Source organism: Corynebacterium sp. HMSC05D08, from assembly GCF_001807215.1.
Classification (GTDB): Bacteria; Actinomycetota; Actinomycetes; order Mycobacteriales; family Mycobacteriaceae; genus Corynebacterium; species Corynebacterium striatum.
Genome location: NZ_KV788353.1, coordinates 1 through 18094 on the forward strand (window position 1 = coordinate 1; position 18094 = coordinate 18094).

Here is an 18094-nt window from a genome sequence, read left to right on the forward strand (position 1 = left end):
AAATCTGGAACATGCCAAGAAAATTTGATCAGGATGCGAAGGACCGCGTCGTTCGCTTGGTGGAGGATCGCATCCTGGCGGAGAGAATTTCGACGCAGGAAGCATGCAAGATCGTGGCACCAAAGCTGGGCGTCTCGTGGCACACAGCGAGGCAATGGACGCAGGCCGCTCGACGCGAGGGACGTGTTGTGGAATCAATGCCCGAGGACCTTGCTGCAGAGAACGCACGGTTACGTCGAGAAAATCACCAGCTGCGCGACACCAACGAGTTGTTGAAAGCCGCTTCGGCTTTTTTCGCATCCGAACTCGACTGAGAAACGTTAAGAAATGATCCGGTTCATTGATGAGTATCGGAATCGTTTCTCAGTCGAGTTCATCTGCCAGACGTTAAACACGCATCGCGAAGGCGGTTTTTTAGCTCGCGTGGGTACCGCCAATCCAAGGCCCGGGGCTTAAGCGCCCGCGCTCTTCGCGACGCTGCCCTTGTAGAGCATATTCGCGACGTTCACGCTGAAAATTACAGCGTCTACGGCGTGCGGAAAATGTGGCATGCTCTCCGCCGTGACGGAATTGATATCGGTCGTGAACAAACTGCTCGGTGGATGCGCCTGGCCGGTGTTTCTGGCAAAGGCAAAGGCAGGTCACCTATCACAACCCGTAAGCCTAACGTGCCTGATCTGCGCCCAGACTTGGTAAATCGTGAGTTTCAAGCCTGTGGCCCTAATCGGCTGTGGGTGGCGGACATTACGTATGTGCGCACCAGGAAAGGGTTTGTGTACACAGCTTTTGTCACTGATGTGTACTCCCGGAGGATCCTCAGGTGGGCGTTGTCTGATTCGATGCGTACTGAGGCGTTGCCGCTGCAGGCGCTCAACCAGGCGATCGTGTGCGGCAAGGAACCGGCGGGCCTAATTCATCACTCGGACCACGGGTCGCAGTATGTGAGCATCGTCTACAACGAGCGCCTGGCTGAGCATGGAATTACGGCGTCGACCGGCACTGTTGGTGATTCCTACGACAATGCTCTGGCGGAGAATGTCAACGGCTCCTACAAGAATGAGCTGATTCATAGGCGAACGTGGTCCGATGTCGTCGACGTGGAAATCGCCACGTTCGAGTGGGTGAATTGGTGGAACGAGTCACGGCTCCACCAGAGCCTAGGCTACCGCACGCCGGCTGAAGTCGAAGCCGAATTGTGGGAACACGACCCCAGTCGAGAAATAATGGAAATTAAGGCACAAGCCTAGGAACAAAACCTGGGACACTTCATATTCCACATTTGCCGATTTCTATCAGATAGGTATTACTGCGGCGAAAGGCTACCGACCGCGGTACAAGGCGAATGTTGAAAAGGCCGTGGATATTGCCCAGCAATGGTGCGTAGAATACCTCGACGACCAGTAGTTCTACAGTTTCGACATGCTCAATAAAGCACTCGAGGACCAAAGCGATTTCATCAACGATCGCCGTCCCTACCGCGGGCAGGATATCTCTCGTCGCCAGTTGTTTGAAGACCATGAGCAACAGCTGCTGCGCCCGTTGCCCGACCGGCGGTGGTCGTGGTCGCGGTGGAAGAAGTCCAAGGTCGCAATGAACTACCACATCCGGATCGCCAATCACTGGTATTCAGTGCCGTGGAAGCTAATGGAAACTGGTGCGGCCCAGGACACAGTGGTCCGGGTGCCCCAATCAATACTCTCGACTCTCTCTGCCAAAAGCATGATAAATGCTATGGTTCGCGAGGATACTTCGCTTGCTCATGCGACAGGGAGCTGGTTCAAGGAATTCGTAAAACCGGGGCAAATTCAATGGAGTCGGAGAAAACGCGATGGCCCTTGCTATTGCTACATATTTCAATTCCGCCCCGTGCAATCCATTAGCATAGTGGGTCCCCAACGGTCCAGGAAGGAGAAAGAAATGAACAGGCACAAAAGCAACAAGAGCCTAAAGTTAAGTAAACTTCTCTCAGCTTTACTCTCAACAACTGCGATTGCGTTCCCGTATCTTTTTCCTTCCATTTTTCCGGAAGGGACCATGCCATATTACATCATTACCGTACCCATAGGTGTAGCAGCTGGAGTCCTTGCATACAAAAGCCAATCGTGGTTGCTTGTTGCATTTTCTATTCTTGCCGGATTATCCCCTCTACTGTTCGCTTGGATAATTTGGGTTGTTATCGGGATCATATATTTTGTCACGGACGGTCGCTTCCCCAGCGCTGAATGGCTCTAAAGAATTCAGAGCCGCAGCACACCCTCGGCGAACAAAATATGCCTGAAATTTCCAGATCCCGCGCCCCCTACTGCGGTGCGGGCTTTCCGCAGCTTTAACCGTAAAGGTGTCAAAAGTGAACTGCTCCCCATAATCCGGACTGAAAAATCAGAAACCAGATTGTGGGGAGTTTTCTATGCATCCAGCAGCAAGTTGAGCCAGGCTCAGCGTGAACAAGCAGTGGAACTATTTGAGCAGGGCTATGGCGCTAGAGCGGTCTCTAATCCTCTCGTCTCATACGCTTCGCTAGGTCTATCCTCCCCGGACGCGGCTGCCCTACTTTCGCCCTCATCACCAAGCTCTGGCGAACAGCACATGTCATGTCAGCGCACCTAAGTTTTCCAACGATCATTTCACGGATAGTCGACCTGCGGTTTAGTGGAAGACCATGCCACCGTCGACGATGATGGTCTGGCCGGTGATGTAGTCAGAGTCAGGACCAGCGAGGAATCCGATGATCTTGGCGACGTCCTCGGATTCGGAGAGGCGCCCCAAGGAGATGTCCTTGGTGAACTGCTCCCAGCCCCACTCAGCGGGCTTACCGGCGTTTTCTGCGAGCTCCTCGGCCAGTCCCTTCATGATCAGAGTACGCACGATGCCCGGCGCGATTCGGGCGGCGGCACGCGAGGGGGCATCGGCAGCGCTGACGGCGCATACGGAAGCTCGGATTCGGCGCAGCACACGTAACGTACGCGCAGATGAAGGTCCTCTTTCGAATCCCACAACGCCGCAGCAGGGGCGCCAGTATGATGAGAGAGTGTCTGCTCTCACTTGCTCGGCACGGCTCGCCCAGGCCGCCGCTGCCTCATTCCTTGCCCTCGCGGCGCTCGCCCCGACTACGGCGTCCGCTCAAGAAGTTACACCGCTGCCTGCACTGTCCTCGACAAGCCTCACCGAGGTCATCGACTCCTATGCGGGCGCGTCCATGTTTATCAATATCAATGCTGGCTATCGGGTCATTCATCCCACGAGTCCCGCCGAGGAGCAGCTCATCCGCTGCATGGATTCGGTACCCAGCAGCTCGCGGGACCGCTGGAGCACGGCCGGCATGATGAGCAGTTATGCCGCGGGCTGGTGGTGCATTTTGAGCAACCCGCAGCTCTCTCTAGCGTTAGATAGGCACATCGCTCGCCCCATGAATTAGCAGCGCTTTCGCCGTCAGCGACCTCGTGTCGGCACCCTCCCGTAGCATGTGCGGTGTGAGGACCGAGACACTCAATAACTTCGTAGACCCGCGGGTCGTCCAGCGCGGGGTTGCGCTGGCCACGCAGAATGCCGCGCGCATCGAGTCCATCGAGGCTGCCCGAGGCGAGGGCGCCAAGGTGTCGGGCTATTGCACCGGGTCGCGTGGGGACGAGTACTTCGTCACGGTCGACTACACGCTGGGCACCGACGGGGTGGTCACGGCTTTTAACTCGTGGTGCGCGTGCCCATATGGCGAGCGGTGCAAGCATGCGGTGGCGCTGGCGCTCAAGCACCACCTTGACTATCGCGAGATAGGCAAGCGCGAGCCGTTGGGCGCGTTCGGCGAGTTTGTTGACCACCTTGTGGAACGCACGGACAGCTTCCGCGAAACACGGGAGGTGCTCAGCGAAGTACTGGGGTGGGAACGGCGCCGCCGGCCTGTACGACGCGAGCCGACGTGGCAGGAATTGTTAGAGGAATACCTGCCTGTGGAATCCGCAGAGTCCTCGGCCGCCACGCCAGTCGCGGTGGTCTTCGAGACCGACTTTAACGTTGTGGGGGATCATGCGGTGTTGCGCAACCTCAGCGTCACCGGCGGCCGACCGCGTAAAAACGGACGCGGGTGGGTGAGCTCTGACATGACGCTGGCTAAGCTGCAGAACGGCACCGGTCATCCCGTCGCAGAACGAGACCGCGACCGACTCATTGAAATTCTTTCCGAGGCTGGTTCTTACGACATTCATAGCCAGCCTCAGTCATTGCGGAGTCTCCGCAGTCCCAAGTTCTTTGCGCTTCTCGACGAAGCCCAGGAGCACGGCACCGAGCTCACCACGGCAGACGGAGGGCTCGTCATCCTCCATGAAGAGCCGCTCACCCCAACCGTGTACGTCACCGAGAATGATGAGGGGCTGCGCATGGACGCCGCGATCGTAGAGTCCGGCGACCATCCCCCACTCATTCTGGGATATGAGGCGCGCGGTGCGGCATGGTTCGATGATGACGGGTACCTGAACCTGGGACGCTTCCGGCACCGCGCACCAGCGGAATGGCAGCGCCTACGGGAAGCCCGCCGCCCCATCACGGTGCCGCCGGAGGGCCGCGCCGAATTCGAAGAGAAGTTCCTGCCGCGACTGCGTGCAACCGGGTGGAGCAGTCCGGACGAGTCGTTTGTGCCCACGCCACCGGCACCGCCCGTGGTGCGGGCGTTTGTCACGGCCACGGCCCACCTGTTGCGCGGGGCCGTCGAGTTCCGCTTCGCCTACTCCAACGGGCGCACGTACGCGCTGGGGGACGGAAGCGGACCCGACGCGCAACGGGGAATCGGAAAGCGAGCTGCTGGCGGGCCTGGAAAGCTTCAACCTCACGGACCGCGAGATGATCGGCGCAGAACTCATGGAATTCCTGCATGAGACGCTGCCGCAGCTGGAAGCCGCGGATGTCGATGCACGGTTGTCGCCCGGCGCGCGGGAGCTCCTCGGGCTGGAGACGGCCGAGTCCATCGATCTCCACGCGGGACTCAAGGGCCAGGACAAGGACTGGCTCGACTTGTCGATGGAAGTCCGTGTCGACGGGCAGGGCGTGCCGCTCGCGGAGGTCATCCGAGCGCTGCGTTCGCAGGCGCGCATCCTCATCGTGAACGGGCACTACGCACACCTCGACTCCCCGCAGTTCGATAAGTTCGCGCAGCTCCTCGAGGACGCGCAGGGGCTTTCCGACGCCCGCCGCAACGCCGTCCGCGTGCCGAAGACGCGCGTGGACTGGTGGGAGCAGCTGGGCGAGCTCGACGCGCTCCAGGTCGATGAGCGCGCGTGGCTCGACAAGGTCGTGGCAGCAGCGCACACGGAGCTGCCCTCGTTCGACGTGCCGGCTGCGTTGGACGCGACGCTGCGCCCATACCAGGAAGACGGTTTCCGCTGGCCGGCAAGCCTGCGGCGGCGTGGATTCGGCGGCGTGTTGGCTGACGACATGGGCTTGGGCAAGACCATCCAGATTTTGTCGATGATCCTCGATTCTGGCGCCGGTCCCTGGTTGGTCGTGGCGCCGACGTCCGTAGTTTCCAACTGGAAGGCCGAGGCCGCGAAATTCGCGCCGTCACTGCGGGTGACGGTGGTGGAAGCGACGGTGAAACGACGCCAGGATTCTCTGGCATCTCTGGCGGAGTCTGCGGATGTGCTCGTCACCTCGTATACGCTTCTGCGTCTCGAGGCATCCGAGTACCAGGCATTGGGCGTGGCGGGCGTGGTTCTCGACGAGGCACAGAACGTGAAGAACCCGACATCCAAGATCTACGCAGCGGTGCGCGACCTGCAGGCGCCGGTGCTCTACGCGGTGACGGGTACACCGATTGAGAACTCGCTCAAAGACGCATGGAGCCAATTCTCCCTCGCCGCGCCCGGTTTGTTGGGGAGCTTCCAGCAGTTCCGTGAACGTTTCGAAAAGCCCATCGCAGGCAACGACACAGAGCTGTCCAAGACGCGCATGGCGGAGCTGCGCCGCCGCGTCGAGCCGTTCCTGCTGCGTCGGCGCAAAGCTGACGTCGCGCTCGACCTGCCGCCCATCCAAGAGCAGGTCGTGCCGGTGGAGCTCGCGCCCGCGCATCGCAACCTGTACGACGTGCACCTCGCCCGCGAGCGCCAGCGCGTGCTTCGCCTGCTCACCGAGGATCCCGAGTCCAACCGCGTCGAGGTGCTCGCCGCGCTCACCCGTCTGCGCCAGCTCGCGATTTCGCCGACGCTCGTGGAACCCGAGTCCGGTGCACCCAGCTCCAAGCTCGACGCGATGACGGGGCTCCTGCGCGACATCCTAGCCGAGGAACACCGCGTACTCATCTTCAGTCAGTTCACGAGCTACCTCGCGGAGATTCGTGCCCGCCTCGAGGCCGAGGGAGTTTCCTTCTCCTACCTCGACGGCGGCACGCGCGACCGCGACGCCGCGATCCGCGCGTTCACGGAAGGTAACACGCAGGTCTTCCTCATTAGCTTGAAGGCCGGCGGCGTGGGCCTCAACCTCACGCAGGCGGACTACGTCATCGTCGCTGACCCATGGTGGAATCCGGCAGCGGAGGCCCAGGCCATCGACCGCGCCCACCGCATTGGCCAGACGCAGCCCGTCACGGTCTATCGGCTGGTCTCCGCGAACACCATCGAGGACAAGGTCGTCGCCCTCCAGGACACCAAGCGCGCGCTGTCCAGCGCCTTCCTCGAGCCCACCGGTTCCGCGACCGGCGGGGCAGCGCTCGATGCAGCGGCGATTAGGGACCTGCTGGCCTAACGCAACGGGGCGCCGTCGAGGAAATCAGCGGCATGGAGATGTACTACCTCTCCAGTGTTCAGAGGCATTGCATCGAATGTGAGGAGAATGCAATGGCTGCCAGCGGGCAGGCCACGGAAGGAAGACAGCTCCCGATGCAGCGTCTTATCATCCAAGGCCGTGAGCGCGACCTGCACATAATAGCGTTCCTTATCCCGCGTCACCACGAAGTCGACTTCTCCCTGCGGCGCATTTCCAACTGCAACCGAGAACCCCCGCCGAAGCAGCTCGAGATAGACCATATTTTCCAGATCGTGCCCGGCATTCGACGAGTTCGCTCCAAGTAACACGTCACGCAGTCCTGGGTCGACAAAATAATACTTGGCACCGCCTTTGAGATGTGCTTTCCCACGGACATCAAAGCGGTCACAGCGATAGAGCATGTGCGCATCGACCAAAAGACCGAGGTACCGCTCCACCGTTGGTTGCGTCGTTTTTGCGCCCGCAGATGTCAGGTAATTGGCAATCTTGTGTGCCGACAGCTGCGAGCCCACATTATCGAATACGAATCTCGCGACCCTCATGAAGATGTCAGGATCTTTAATTGCACCTCGCAGTGCAATGTCGCGCGCGAAAATAGAGTCGAAAATGGCGTTGTTGATCTCCCGTCGGATTTTCGGAGATCCTACTTGCGCCGCGGCTGGCAACGTACCGCGCATCCATTCCGCGTAACGAGCCGAAGGCTGAGAAGGAGCTTCCGGAGCGAAAGAGGAGTACTCATGAAGCGAAAGAGGAAACATCTCCAGCTGTATATAACGCCCAGCTAGGTATGTAAGTCCCTCGCCCACGAACATGGAAGCATTCGAACCCGTCACCGTGATGGTGAGATTCTCGTGAAGCCGCAGCGAGTTAATAACCTGTGACCAATCGTCGAGCTCCTGAACCTCATCCACATGAAGATGCGTCGCCCCCGTTGCTGCAATTCGTGCCGTCATTTCCTCGTGAAACCGCTGGGCTTCACGAAGCCCCAGAGTGGAAAAATCCTCAAAGTTGACAGAAACGACCTTTTCAGAACCAACGTGTTGCTTATAAAGCTCCAGTAGAGACGACTTTCCCGAACGTCGCACACCACTTATTACTCTCACCATACCGTTAGTAGCCGGATCCGCGTCCCAATCCACCAATGTCTGCAGGTAGTCCTTGCGGGTGCGAAGTTCATGTGCGCGAGTCATGACTTAAAGTTTAGTTCAGATTTTCACCAATGGCGACAACAATTTAAAGTTAACTTTAGTTTTATTCCAATTCTGGATGGAATTTAAAGTTAACTTTGGTACTGTTGCTGTGCTGCCATTAGGAAAGAACCCCGCCACCGGCTACATTCGTTGCCATGCCTCTTACTTTCTCCCGCGCGGCTGCAGCCTGCGCTACTGTGCTCCTTGCTGCGTCGACCGCCGCCCCGGCGCTCGCGCAGTCCTCGAACTTCGCGCCTTCGGAAGTCCTGTCTGGACTCGCCCCGGGATTTGAGCCTTCGCAATTCCCGCAAGGCTCCTCAACGGTGCTGCCCAAGGTGGACGGTACAAATGTCCCGACCACGGATGGCTCGGGCGCGCGCTTGGTCGAGACCCGACACATCGAAAAGAACGTCTACCAAATCGACATCTACTCGCCGTCGATGGACCGCGTCATCACGAATTACTACTTGAAGCCTTCTGTTGACGGACCGCGCCCGACGGTCTACCTCATGCAGGGCTCCGAGGGCGGCGAGTTCGGCTCCACTTGGTACACCCAGACCAACTATGAGGACTTCTTCGCGGACAAGCCGGTCAACGTTGTCTCCGCCGTCGGTGGCCGGGGCTCCCAGTTCGCGGACTGGCGCCGCACGGACAAGGAATTCGGCATGAACAAGTGGGTGACGTACTACTCGCAGGAGCTTCCCTACGTCATGGAGCATGAGTTCCACGGCGACGGACGCTCCGCCATCGCGGGCTTGTCCATGTCGGGCTCGGCGGCGCTCAACATCGCGGCAAAGTCGAACGGTAAATTCTCCGCCGCTCTGGGTTTCTCGCCGTACCCGGCGCCGTCCTCCGTCATCGGCCGCGCGTTTAACACGGTCATGACCGCGCGCCTGGGCGGAGACCTCGTCAACGCCTTCGGCTGGCCGGATGACCCGGCGTGGGACGACAACGATCCGTCCGCTCACCCGGAGCGCCTGCGCGGCATCAAGGTCTGGGTGACCACCGGCAATGGCACGCCTATGACGAAGGACCCGTACGACCTTGATGACTTCCAGGAGATGCTCGCCGAGACCATTGCGCGCCCCATGACCGACCAGTTCGTGGCCAAGGCCCGCGCCGCCGGCGTGGACATCACCTACGCACGCGAGAACTACGGCTCGCACTCTTATGAGTTCTTCGAGCATCAACTGCCGAAGGCGTGGTCGCAGGCCATCGCCCCGGCACTGGGACTTTAAATCGGGCTTCGCGGAAGTCGAACGATAGACTCGATCCCATGACAAAGAGCAACGTGGAATCCTTTGAACTCGACCACCGCCTAGTCAAGGCCCCGTACGTACGCGTGGCCAAGCGCGAGCGCCTCAGCGACGACGTGGAGATCATCAAGTATGACCTGCGTTTTTGCCAGCCCAACGAGGAGCACCTAGAAATGCCTACGGTGCACTCCATTGAGCACATGATGGCCAACTTTATGCGCGACTACACGGATAAGCTCATCGGCTTCGCACCGATGGGCTGCCAGACCGGCTTCTACGCCATTACGTACAACATGGAGCAAGACGAGTTGCTGCATGCCCTCGAGAACGGTCTCAACGACATCCTCAACGCCACCGAGGTTCCGGCCGCCAACGAGCGCCAGTGCGGCTGGGGCGCCAGCCACTGTCTTGAGGGTGCACAGGCCGCTGCCCGCGAGTACCTCGCGCACAAGGACGAGTGGCTCGAGGTTATGGCTTAACCTTTATCCGCGGGTCTTATCTACGGCTCTTATCCACGAAGCCTTCGTGCAGTTGCGTCAACCGCGCGCCCTGCACGGGCTTTCGGCTTAGTACCTCGTCAATGGCCTCGCACTCCTGCGCGCTCAGCGCAGTGACTGCGAGGTTTTCTTTGATCCGTGCGAGGTTCGTCGAACCGGCAATCGGCACCACGTCCTTGGACAGCAACCAGCCCAGCGCTATCTCGGAGATGTTGCGGCCGGGCACTGCTGCCGCCACCTCCTGCGCCAGCTGCTTGTTGGCCGCGAAGTTCGCAGAGTGCAAACGCGGCGAGGAAGAATCATCATCTGGCTCGCTGCGGCCTGCCAAAAGCCCCTTCGCCAGCGGTGAATAGGCCAAAAACTCCGCGCCCAACTCGCGGGCTAGCGGGATGATTTCTTCTTCTACGTCGCGGCTAAAGATGGAGTATTCATACTCCAGATACTTCACCGGGCAGACCTTGTGCGCGCGACGAATGGTCTCCGGGCTTGCCTCGCACAGCCCGAAAGCGGCCACGTCACCTGCATCGATAAGTTCTTTCACTGTGCCCGCTACTTCCTCAATGGGCACGTCTTGGTCCACGCGATGCTGCATATACACGTCCAAGCGCTCCCGTTTTAGCCGGCGTAACGAACCATGGGCGCTCGCGCGAATAACCTCCGGGCGCGAGTTCAAAGCGCCGGTGGGCTTTCCTCCCTCAATTTCCCATCCGAACTTGGTGAGGACGCGGGCGCGGTTGCCCAGGGCGTCGCCAAGCATTTCTTCGCCCGTGAAGGGCCCCTGGATTTCAGAGGTGTCGAAAAGCTCTACGCCTGCCTCCGCCGCGCCACGCAGGACATCGACCATCTCGGCGCGACGCGGGGAATTGGAATAGGAGTGCGGAGTCATTGAGGTACAGCCAAGCGCGATCATGGACACCACCGTAGCTGCTTCCCTCGTGTGCGTGTACCTCCCTGTGTAAATAGCCCCCTTAAACCGGCCCGATTTCCTGCGCTAAATACACACAGAAGTACGGTGCCGCGGGCACAGCGTTCACCACGGCGCGTTCTCGTAGCGGAAATAGTAATGCCACTTCCACGCTGGCGGCAGAAACTGCCCTCCCCCGCAGGCCACGGCGATAACCTGGTCGACGGCCACCTGCAGATGATGCTCAATCATGCCTGCCGTGAAATGCAGGGGCTTCCACCCGCGCTGCACCGCGTCGTTGAGCTTCTGGCGGTCCAGCTCAAAACGCTGGATGCGCTCACCTTTGTGATACTCGTAGCCGTCGATCTCGATCGCGACCTTCTCCTTTGCCAGCACGATGTCCCAGTAATAAGGGCCGATGCGTTGGTTGTTGGTCACGGTGAGGCAGGCATCGGCAAGGGCTTGGGTGAGAAGACGCTCGTATTTGCTATCACTGCCGATGACGCTACGCTGCATAATCCGCCGCGTGCGCGCGGGAAAGCGCTGGAAATCCTCCCTAAAAAAGGCCAACCTTTGGTGGCCATCCTTGCCGTTGCAGAAACGCTCCAAGAACTCGATGGCTTTGTCTTCTTCCACAATCTCCAGCGCTTGCAGCGGATTGCATGCGTTTAGGCCGTTGACCATATATGGGCCCTTGGGTGTGGCGCGCCGCGTGGTGAAATACTCACAGGTACGAGCGTGACGTGCCGCCATGAGCTGCAGCGGAAACTCCAGCTTGCGCTCGGCATAAGCGGCCATGGCCGAGCCTCCATCCAGAACGGTGCCGGGATAGCGCTCGTTCAGAATCCCCGCGAGTTCGCGCGGGGTGGGTTGGCGCGGCAACGTCAGGCCCGGCGTGATGCGCACGGCTTTGCCCTTCGCCACGAGGCGATCGATAGTGCGCGAGTGTTTCCCCCGAATTGGTTGCAGCATCCTCTACTTCCCCCAAGTGTGCGTGCTCCCCCAAGCATGCGGATACCTCTCAATGTAAATAGGCCCGTCAATTCGCGCAATTGGGAGGCCTATTTACACACAGCGGTACGTTCTAGATGGATACCCCAATCCAGACCGGCTCCGGCACGAGCTCCACGCCGAAGCGCTTGGCGACGCCCGCGCGAATCTCGCGCGCCAACGCCACCACATCGGCAGCCGTCGCGGTCCCGCGGTTGGTCAGCGCGAGGGTGTGCTTCGTGGACAAGGTAGCCGGACCAGCACCTGGGTAGCCCTTTGCGAACCCGGCGCGCTCGATGAGCCAGGCGGCCGAGAGCTTTATTTCCTCGCCGTCCGAGCCTGCGTGGACTGCGTGGCGCGGCATGCGGTCTGCGTCCTCGGCGCCGCGTTCAGTGCGCACGATCTCCTGGATTCTATCGGCAACCGCAGAGTCCACGATGGGGTTGGTGAAGAAGGAGCCGGCGGACCAGGTGTCGTGGTCGGCGTCGTCAAGCACCATGCCCTTGGACCGACGCAGCGAAAGGACCTGCTCGCGGACCTCAGCCGCGGGCCGGCGCTCGCCTGGGGTCTGCGTGAGCTGGCCAAAGCGCAACGGCTTGGACAGGCCATCGGTGGTCAGCTGCAGCTCGATGGCCAGCACCACGCCGCGGCCGGTGAACTTCAGGTTGGAGTAGCGATACGCCAGCTCCAGCGCCGCGGCGGGCACCCAGGAGGCCTCGCCGGTCGCGCGATCGTAGAGGTAGACCTGCGTGAGGACGTCGGAGATCTCGGCGCCATACGCGCCCACGTTCTGGACCGGAACGGCACCGGCGTCGCCCGGAATGCCGGACAGGCACTCGATGCCGCCCAGGCCGCATTCCACGGTCATCGAAACGACGTCGTCCCAAGTAGCGCCTGCATCCGCGCGGACCAAACCGCTGGCCACGGAGACGTCGATATCGTCGAAGTCGAGGCGCACCACAACCTGCTCAAGCTCGCCCTCTGCGACCACGAGGTTTGAGCCGCCCCCGACAACGAGGTACGGGACTTCCTCGAGCACGCGCAGCGCCGCCACTGCAGCCTCCGCGGTCTCGCAGTGCACCGTGGCCCGCGGCGAGCCGCCAATGCGCAGGGTGGTCAGGTCCTTGAAAGTGGTCTCATGTTCCACCGTCACGCCCGTGATCTCTTGCAGCTTCTGGATCATAAATTCGTCAAGCACGTCTACCAAGGTAGTCTGTAAAGCATGTCAACCCGTAGCGAAAACACCGTAACGATCAATCAGCCCATCGAAAAGGTTCACCAGGCGTTGCTCACGCAGGGTTACTGGGAGCACATTGTTGCTAACCTTTCTCCGGATCCGGGCCAGGTTCACGACTTCACCAACAACGTAGCCATCCTCTTCGAGGTGCTGCCAACCACCCTGCTGCCTGAGGCTGTCCGCGCCATGGTTTCCCAGGACCTCAAGGTCAAGCGCGTCGTCACCATCGGTGACCTCAACGGCAACGCTGCCGACGTCAAGTACACCGCTGACGTCAAGGGCACCCCTGTTGACTTCGGCGGCGACATCGCCCTGACCGGCGAGGGTGATACCACCACCCTGTCCTACGTCAACGAGATCTCCGTGAAGATCCCGATGATGGGCGCTGCCATCGAGCCGAAGGTTGCCGATGCCCTAGGTGAGCTCTTCAATAACGAGGGCAAGCTGACCGAGCAGTGGATCGCTGACAACCTCTAAACGCTACTTTTAACAGAAATGGCCGATCACGCACATAACCTGCGCGCAAGCGCGAGTGCGGGTCGGCCTTTCGGCGTTATTACCCGCGGCACCACCAATCAAAACAGGCTTCGTCGCTGCGACAGGTGGGTCGCGGCGCACCCCGCCATCACGACTTTGCTGCGGTCCGTGGAGGAGCCGCTGGCTCTCGACGTCGGCTATGGCGCGTCCCATTTCACCACCGTGGAGTGGGCGGGCTGGCTGCGCCGGGTGAATCCGCGCGTGCAGGTGACCGGCCTGGAGATTGCGCCGGAGCGCGTGCTACCGCCGCGCGACGGCGTGACGTTCGAGCTGGGTGGATTCGAACTGGCGGGCTATCGTCCGCAGCTCGTTCGCGCGTTCAACGTGTTGCGCCAGTACGACGTCGCCCAGGTTCCGGAAGCCTGGCACGAGGTTACCTCGCGCTTGGCCCCGGGCGGATTCTTCATCGAGGGCACCTGCGATGAGCTGGGTCGGCTTTCTACCTGGATTCTGTTAAACGCGGACGGGCCGCAGTCTCTGACGCTCTCGTGGGACCCGTTTGCTGTGGAGAAGCCTTCGGATTTGGCCGAGCGCCTGCCCAAGGCGCTCATCCACCGCAATGTGCCAGGCGAGCCCATCCACGACCTTCTCAAGGAGGCTGACCGCGCCTGGGAGTACTCGGCGGGCTGGGCGCCGCATGGACCACGCGTGCGATGGCGCATGGCGCACCAATCGCTTATCGACGCCGGGCTTCCCCTCCACCCGATCCGGCGCCGACTTCGCGACAATGTTTTGAGCGTTGACTGGGAAGTCGTTGCGCCGAAGCTGTGAAGGCCCCACCCGCATTGGCCATCTGCCGCCACATGAGTAACACTAGTAGGCATGGCTAAAAAGAAGACTTCACTAGCATGGAAAATTCTCATCGGGGTGCTCGTCACATTCCTCATTCTCGTGTTGGTGGCGGAATTCGGCATGCGCTGGTTCATAAGAAACCAGATGAAAGACCAATTCGTGCAGGCAGCCAAGGACGAAGGCGTTGAGACTCAGGAGGAGCCGGACGTTAGCTTCGGCGCTACCCCGCTGTTGATTGGCATGCTGGGCGGCAAGCTTTCTGAGATGAACATGACCACGCCGTCCACGCTGAAGATCGAGGGCACCGAGATCAAGGGCCAGCCGGCCACCGATATCCACATCGAGGACATGACGCTCTCTGATGACCCGGTAGCCGGCTCGTTGCGTGCTTCGACCAAGGTTCCGGACGATTTCCTGCTGGCCACCTTCCAGAAGGCCATCGCGGAGAAGTCAGGTAGCGATCAGATAGCGAACCTAGCGGTCTCTGACATCACGGCTAACGACGCTGATAACGTCCTCAACGTCGAGTTCGCTAATGGCTTGGCTAACCTGGCGCTGGAGCCTGTCGCACGCGACGGCGGCCTGTCCATCAAGGCAAAGAACGCTTCCCTGCTCGGCTTTGAGTTGCCGCAGGAGGCTACCGGGGCCATCTCCTCCGCCTTGCAGGAGGGCATGAAGGACCAGTTCATTGGCGAGGGGCTTAGCGTCGAAGCAGTTGACGTGGCAGACGGCGAGCTGGAAATGACCATCGTGGGCAAGGACGTTCCGATGAGCAAGCTGGGCGCTGTGACCGCGGGCGGCCAGAGCGCCCCTGCGCAGGGATAGCGAATCCGCGGCCTAAACGGTAGTCCACACGAGAGCCGGCCTAAGCGGTAGGCCACACGAGAGCCGGCTGTGCGGTAGGCCACACGAGAGCCGGCAGTACACCTGCCGGCTCTCGTGCTATCTGGGTTTCGGCTTCAGCGAGGTGTTCCTGCGTGGCATAGATAAGCTTGTCAAAGCCCGCCTGGGCTGCCGCGCGTGCCGCGGCGGCCGCATGCTCGCTAGATGGGACGATGAGCCCCAATGCGACTGGCTGAGGGCAGGCCTCGCGCACGGTGATGAGATCGGTGAGGAGGGCGGTGGCGTCGCCAAGCAATGCATCAACTGCAACCCAAACCTCCGCCGCACCGGATTGCACCGCAAGGCGCGCCTCGGAGGCCTTGATGAGGCTGTGGTGGCGGCCGGTGGGATAGCCCGCCACGGTGGCTACGTGCGGCGCCTGTGCAGCGGCGAGCACGTGCGTGGGCGAGACGAGGAGGGCGCTGTCATTCTGCGCCGCTTCGCGTACATCTGCGATTGTTGCTTCAAGCAGGTTGCGCATTTTTAATAGCTGTAGTCGCCGTTGATGATGGCCTTGAGCTGGGGGCGGACATCAAACCAGTACACGCCGGTGACCACGGCGCCGATCCACTCGATGAACGGCAAGTGCAGGTTCATCGCCACTGCGGAGCCCACCAGCAGGCCCACCCACGTCCACTTGCCCTGGCGGTCTCCGGCACGGAATGCGTCTTCGCGGGTCGTGGCGGCCACGACGGCGCCCACGATCGCGAAGATTGAAACGGCCATGAAGATCCAGTGCTCCATGTTTGCGAGAATATAATATGCAGTGTTCATACGTTAGAACAGTCTAGCTGGCGGAACCGAAGGGGTTGGAATTGTCGTCGTCGACGACCTCACCTTCGACGATGTTTTCATCCAGCGGAGCCTGCGGCGCAGTCTCGGCGGCCTTCTTTGGGGTGGCGCGCTTTTCCTTCGCATTGGAGATAGCCTCGGCCACGCCCTCGCGGCCTTCTTCAAAGGCGGCGGTGACGTCCTGACGGGCGCGCGCGAAGGACTCGGATTCGAAGGTCTCAGTTGCGGCGCTAACGACGGTCTCGCCCAGTTCGCGGACGGTTTCGGTCAACTTATCGATGAAGGGCTTCTCCCCCTCTGCGGAGCTTGGCTCGTCGGCTGCGCGGGCGACGCGCTCGGCCTTCGCCTGCTGCGCCTGCTGCTGGCGCTCCTCCTTGAACCGGTTGCCAAAGTTCTTTGCCACCTCAGCGCTGGAGGCACCGGCGGTTTTCAGTGAGTCGAGAAATGAGTTATCCATGGAGTTCTCCTTCTAAGGCCCTTAGGCTCCAAAAACTAGATGGTTGACGGTATAGATAACCAATCCTGCCAGTGTTCCCACAACCGTGCCATTGAGGCGGATGAATTGCAGGTCTTTTCCTACCAAAAGCTCAATGTTTTCGGAGGCTTCCGTGGCGTCCCAGCGCTTGATGGTCTCCGGGATGATGCTGATGATGTCGCCGGCGAAGTTCTCGGCGGCCCAGCGCGCGGCCTTGTCCACGATGTCATTGGCCTGCTGCAAAAACTTCGGGTCCGTTTGCACGCGCGTGCCGAAACGCTGGGCTTCGGTGGCGATCTTCGTGCGCAAGAAGGACTCGGGATCCGCAGCCTGCTTGGCGACGCCGCTCCTAAAGGCCTCCCACGCCGCCCCCGGCATGGCTTGGATCTGCTCGGAGCTCATCATCTCTTGCTTGATGCCTTCGACACGAGCGACCATCTCGGGATCGTCTTGGAGCTTCTGCGCGAACAGAGTGAGGTTGCGGCGGATAGCTTGGCGCACATCGTGGTTCTTGTCGTACTTGACCTCGGAGGCCCACTCGACGATGGCCACATAGACCTTGTCGCCTGCCATGCCGCGGGCAAAACGAGGCAGCCAGGCGGGCATCTTTTCATCGACGAGCTCGATGACGGCATCCTCCATGGTCAGTACTTTGCCATGGGCCCAGTCGATGAGGTCGTCGACAAGCGGCTCTGCTTTGCCATCGGCGATGTAGCCCTCGAGCAAACGCCCGACCGGCGGACCCCATTCGGGCTCCATCATGCGGTCGAGGATCTGGGTGCGGATGAGTTCCTCGGCCTCGGCGTGGTCAAAGCTGTTGACGGCGCGGGAGGCCATGTCTGCGGCCTTGTGCGCGGCGAGCTCCGCGTTGCGCGGCTGGGCCAGCCAGGCGCCGGCCTTCTCGGGGATGTTGTTCTCCGAGATCTTCGCCGAGAGCGCATCCGGGGTGAGGAACTGTTCCTCTACGAAGGTGCTCAGTGCCTCGCCTACCTGGTCCTTCTTCCTGGGGATCAGCGCGGTGTGCGGGATCGGGATGCCCATGGGGTGGCGGAAGATGGCGGTAACCGCGAACCAGTCCGCGAGGCCGCCGACCATGCCAGCCTCGGCGCCCGCGCGCACATAGCCCACCCACGTCGGGGCGTCGGGGTTGTGGTGCTGCCACCAGGAGCACGCGAAGAAGATGACTGCGGCGAGGATGAGCAGGCCGGTGACGCCCCACTGGTACTTGCGCAGGGTGCGGCGGCGCTCGGCGACGTCGGCTGGGTTGGGGCCTGGGACGGCGATGGTCATTGGTACTCCTTGGTCGAACCTAAAGACTAACCCTGTTATGTCCCTAGAGACTAACGAAGCCCCCGCGCCACGAGGGCTGCGGGGGCGTCCGATGCACAGAAACTAGTTGATACGACCGGTCTCAGAACGATACTGACGGTAGTAACGACGACCGTAGTGGATGAGACCAACGCAAGCGACAGCAATGACGACGAGCAAGGCAGCACCGACGATGATGGAAATCTGGGAGCTCTCCTGGCCCACGCCGTACTGGAAGGCACCAACGCCGAGGCCCCAAATCAGGGTGCCGGCTGCCGGCAGTAGAGAAAGGATCAGGCCCATGCCGACCCAGGTGGAGGTTCGCAGCAAAGAAGAGTGCGGTGCGCCGAAGGATACTGGGTCGTATCCCTCAATGTAAGAGTCCTGGATCTTGCCGGAGAACTCCGGGTAGGTCTCACTTGCGTGATCAGCAACTGCATGGGTGTTGTCGCTCATGGCTGAAACTTTCTCTCGTTCCTGTTATTCC

21 protein-coding genes are annotated in these 18094 nt (G+C 60.7%); 11 read left to right on the forward strand and 10 right to left on the reverse strand.

The features are described 5' to 3' along the window. Positions 1–11 precede the first annotated feature (11 nt). The 3 genes from HMPREF3148_RS10580 to HMPREF3148_RS14075 all read left to right on the forward strand — a co-directional run bounded on the left by HMPREF3148_RS10580 (position 12) and on the right by HMPREF3148_RS14075 (position 2232). The gene (locus tag HMPREF3148_RS10580; RefSeq protein ID WP_049151233.1) at positions 12–314 is read left to right on the forward strand and encodes a transposase; all 303 of its coding nucleotides are present in this window, start codon (positions 12–14) and stop codon (positions 312–314) included. Positions 315–377: 63 nt separating this feature from the next. Further along, positions 378–1247 carry an IS3 family transposase gene (locus HMPREF3148_RS13580; RefSeq protein ID WP_141741089.1) on the forward strand — a complete coding sequence of 290 codons (870 nt, stop codon included), beginning with the start codon at positions 378–380 and terminating at the stop codon, positions 1245–1247. A 172-nt stretch (positions 1248–1419) separates the two neighbouring features. Continuing rightward, positions 1420–2232 (forward strand): hypothetical protein, encoded by an 813-nt coding sequence (locus HMPREF3148_RS14075; protein ID WP_236081523.1) that lies wholly within the window; start codon positions 1420–1422, stop codon positions 2230–2232. A 414-nt stretch (positions 2233–2646) separates the two neighbouring features. Here HMPREF3148_RS14075 and HMPREF3148_RS10595 read toward each other — a convergent pair whose 3' ends face one another. Further along, a complete protein-coding gene (locus HMPREF3148_RS10595) occupies positions 2647–2952 on the reverse strand; it encodes an SDR family oxidoreductase (protein ID WP_049062434.1) in 306 nt (101 codons plus the stop codon). A 76-nt stretch (positions 2953–3028) separates the two neighbouring features. On the opposite strand from HMPREF3148_RS10595, the gene HMPREF3148_RS10600 reads away from it, so the two are divergent. From HMPREF3148_RS10600 to HMPREF3148_RS10610, 3 genes are read left to right on the forward strand one after another with little or no spacing between them, the layout of a single operon-like run. Beyond that, positions 3029–3415, forward strand: coding sequence for a hypothetical protein (locus HMPREF3148_RS10600; protein ID WP_049062435.1), 387 nt, complete (start codon positions 3029–3031; stop codon positions 3413–3415). 55 nt (positions 3416–3470) lie between these two features. Next, positions 3471–4865 carry an SWIM zinc finger family protein gene (locus HMPREF3148_RS10605; RefSeq protein ID WP_141741090.1) on the forward strand — a complete coding sequence of 465 codons (1395 nt, stop codon included), beginning with the start codon at positions 3471–3473 and terminating at the stop codon, positions 4863–4865. After that, positions 4831–6726, forward strand: coding sequence for a DEAD/DEAH box helicase (locus HMPREF3148_RS10610; RefSeq protein ID WP_070509115.1), 1896 nt, complete (start codon positions 4831–4833; stop codon positions 6724–6726). Before HMPREF3148_RS10605 ends, HMPREF3148_RS10610 begins: the two co-directional genes overlap by 35 nt. On the opposite strand, the gene HMPREF3148_RS10615 is transcribed toward HMPREF3148_RS10610, so the two are convergent. Continuing rightward, positions 6723–7937 carry an ATP-binding protein gene (locus HMPREF3148_RS10615; protein WP_005531161.1) on the reverse strand — a complete coding sequence of 405 codons (1215 nt, stop codon included), beginning with the start codon at positions 7935–7937 and terminating at the stop codon, positions 6723–6725. The genes HMPREF3148_RS10610 and HMPREF3148_RS10615 overlap by 4 nt on opposite strands. A gap of 155 nt (positions 7938–8092) precedes the next feature. On the opposite strand from HMPREF3148_RS10615, the gene HMPREF3148_RS10620 reads away from it, so the two are divergent. Together HMPREF3148_RS10620 and HMPREF3148_RS10625 are read left to right on the forward strand one after the other, a co-directional pair. Continuing rightward, on the forward strand, positions 8093–9175 hold the full coding sequence (locus tag HMPREF3148_RS10620; RefSeq protein ID WP_049062437.1) for an alpha/beta hydrolase: 1083 nt from the start codon (positions 8093–8095) through the stop codon (positions 9173–9175). Positions 9176–9213: 38 nt separating this feature from the next. Further along, positions 9214–9672 (forward strand): S-ribosylhomocysteine lyase, encoded by a 459-nt coding sequence (locus tag HMPREF3148_RS10625; protein ID WP_046645682.1) that lies wholly within the window; start codon positions 9214–9216, stop codon positions 9670–9672. 16 nt (positions 9673–9688) lie between these two features. On the opposite strand, the gene HMPREF3148_RS10630 is transcribed toward HMPREF3148_RS10625, so the two are convergent. The 3 genes from HMPREF3148_RS10630 to HMPREF3148_RS10640 form a co-directional block, all read right to left on the reverse strand. After that, on the reverse strand, positions 9689–10600 hold the full coding sequence (locus HMPREF3148_RS10630) for an aldo/keto reductase (protein ID WP_065420371.1): 912 nt from the start codon (positions 10598–10600) through the stop codon (positions 9689–9691). A gap of 120 nt (positions 10601–10720) precedes the next feature. Further along, positions 10721–11566, reverse strand: coding sequence for a PDDEXK family nuclease (locus HMPREF3148_RS10635; protein WP_049062440.1), 846 nt, complete (start codon positions 11564–11566; stop codon positions 10721–10723). Positions 11567–11678: 112 nt separating this feature from the next. Continuing rightward, positions 11679–12782 (reverse strand): UDP-N-acetylmuramate dehydrogenase, encoded by a 1104-nt coding sequence (locus HMPREF3148_RS10640; protein ID WP_070509117.1) that lies wholly within the window; start codon positions 12780–12782, stop codon positions 11679–11681. A gap of 24 nt (positions 12783–12806) precedes the next feature. Between HMPREF3148_RS10640 and HMPREF3148_RS10645 the strand changes: the two genes are divergently transcribed. From HMPREF3148_RS10645 to HMPREF3148_RS10655, 3 genes are read left to right on the forward strand one after another with little or no spacing between them, the layout of a single operon-like run. Further along, the gene (locus tag HMPREF3148_RS10645) at positions 12807–13298 is read left to right on the forward strand and encodes a DUF2505 domain-containing protein (RefSeq protein ID WP_005531167.1); all 492 of its coding nucleotides are present in this window, start codon (positions 12807–12809) and stop codon (positions 13296–13298) included. Positions 13299–13316: 18 nt separating this feature from the next. Next, positions 13317–14129 (forward strand): class I SAM-dependent methyltransferase, encoded by an 813-nt coding sequence (locus HMPREF3148_RS10650; RefSeq protein WP_049062442.1) that lies wholly within the window; start codon positions 13317–13319, stop codon positions 14127–14129. A 51-nt stretch (positions 14130–14180) separates the two neighbouring features. Further along, positions 14181–14975 (forward strand): LmeA family phospholipid-binding protein, encoded by a 795-nt coding sequence (locus tag HMPREF3148_RS10655; protein WP_049062443.1) that lies wholly within the window; start codon positions 14181–14183, stop codon positions 14973–14975. Positions 14976–15015: 40 nt separating this feature from the next. Here HMPREF3148_RS10655 and HMPREF3148_RS10660 read toward each other — a convergent pair whose 3' ends face one another. From HMPREF3148_RS10660 to HMPREF3148_RS10680, 5 genes are all read right to left on the reverse strand, one after another. Continuing rightward, positions 15016–15513, reverse strand: a complete 498-nt coding sequence (locus HMPREF3148_RS10660; protein WP_065422264.1) for a deoxyribose-phosphate aldolase — start codon at positions 15511–15513, stop codon at positions 15016–15018. A 2-nt stretch (positions 15514–15515) separates the two neighbouring features. After that, positions 15516–15806, reverse strand: a complete 291-nt coding sequence (locus HMPREF3148_RS10665; RefSeq protein WP_005531171.1) for a DUF2516 family protein — start codon at positions 15804–15806, stop codon at positions 15516–15518. 13 nt (positions 15807–15819) lie between these two features. Further along, positions 15820–16281, reverse strand: coding sequence for a hypothetical protein (locus HMPREF3148_RS10670; protein ID WP_049062445.1), 462 nt, complete (start codon positions 16279–16281; stop codon positions 15820–15822). Positions 16282–16302: 21 nt separating this feature from the next. Continuing rightward, on the reverse strand, positions 16303–17589 hold the full coding sequence (locus tag HMPREF3148_RS10675) for a DUF445 domain-containing protein (RefSeq protein ID WP_049151243.1): 1287 nt from the start codon (positions 17587–17589) through the stop codon (positions 16303–16305). Positions 17590–17691: 102 nt separating this feature from the next. After that, a complete protein-coding gene (locus HMPREF3148_RS10680; protein ID WP_049062447.1) occupies positions 17692–18063 on the reverse strand; it encodes a hypothetical protein in 372 nt (123 codons plus the stop codon). Positions 18064–18094 lie beyond the last annotated feature (31 nt).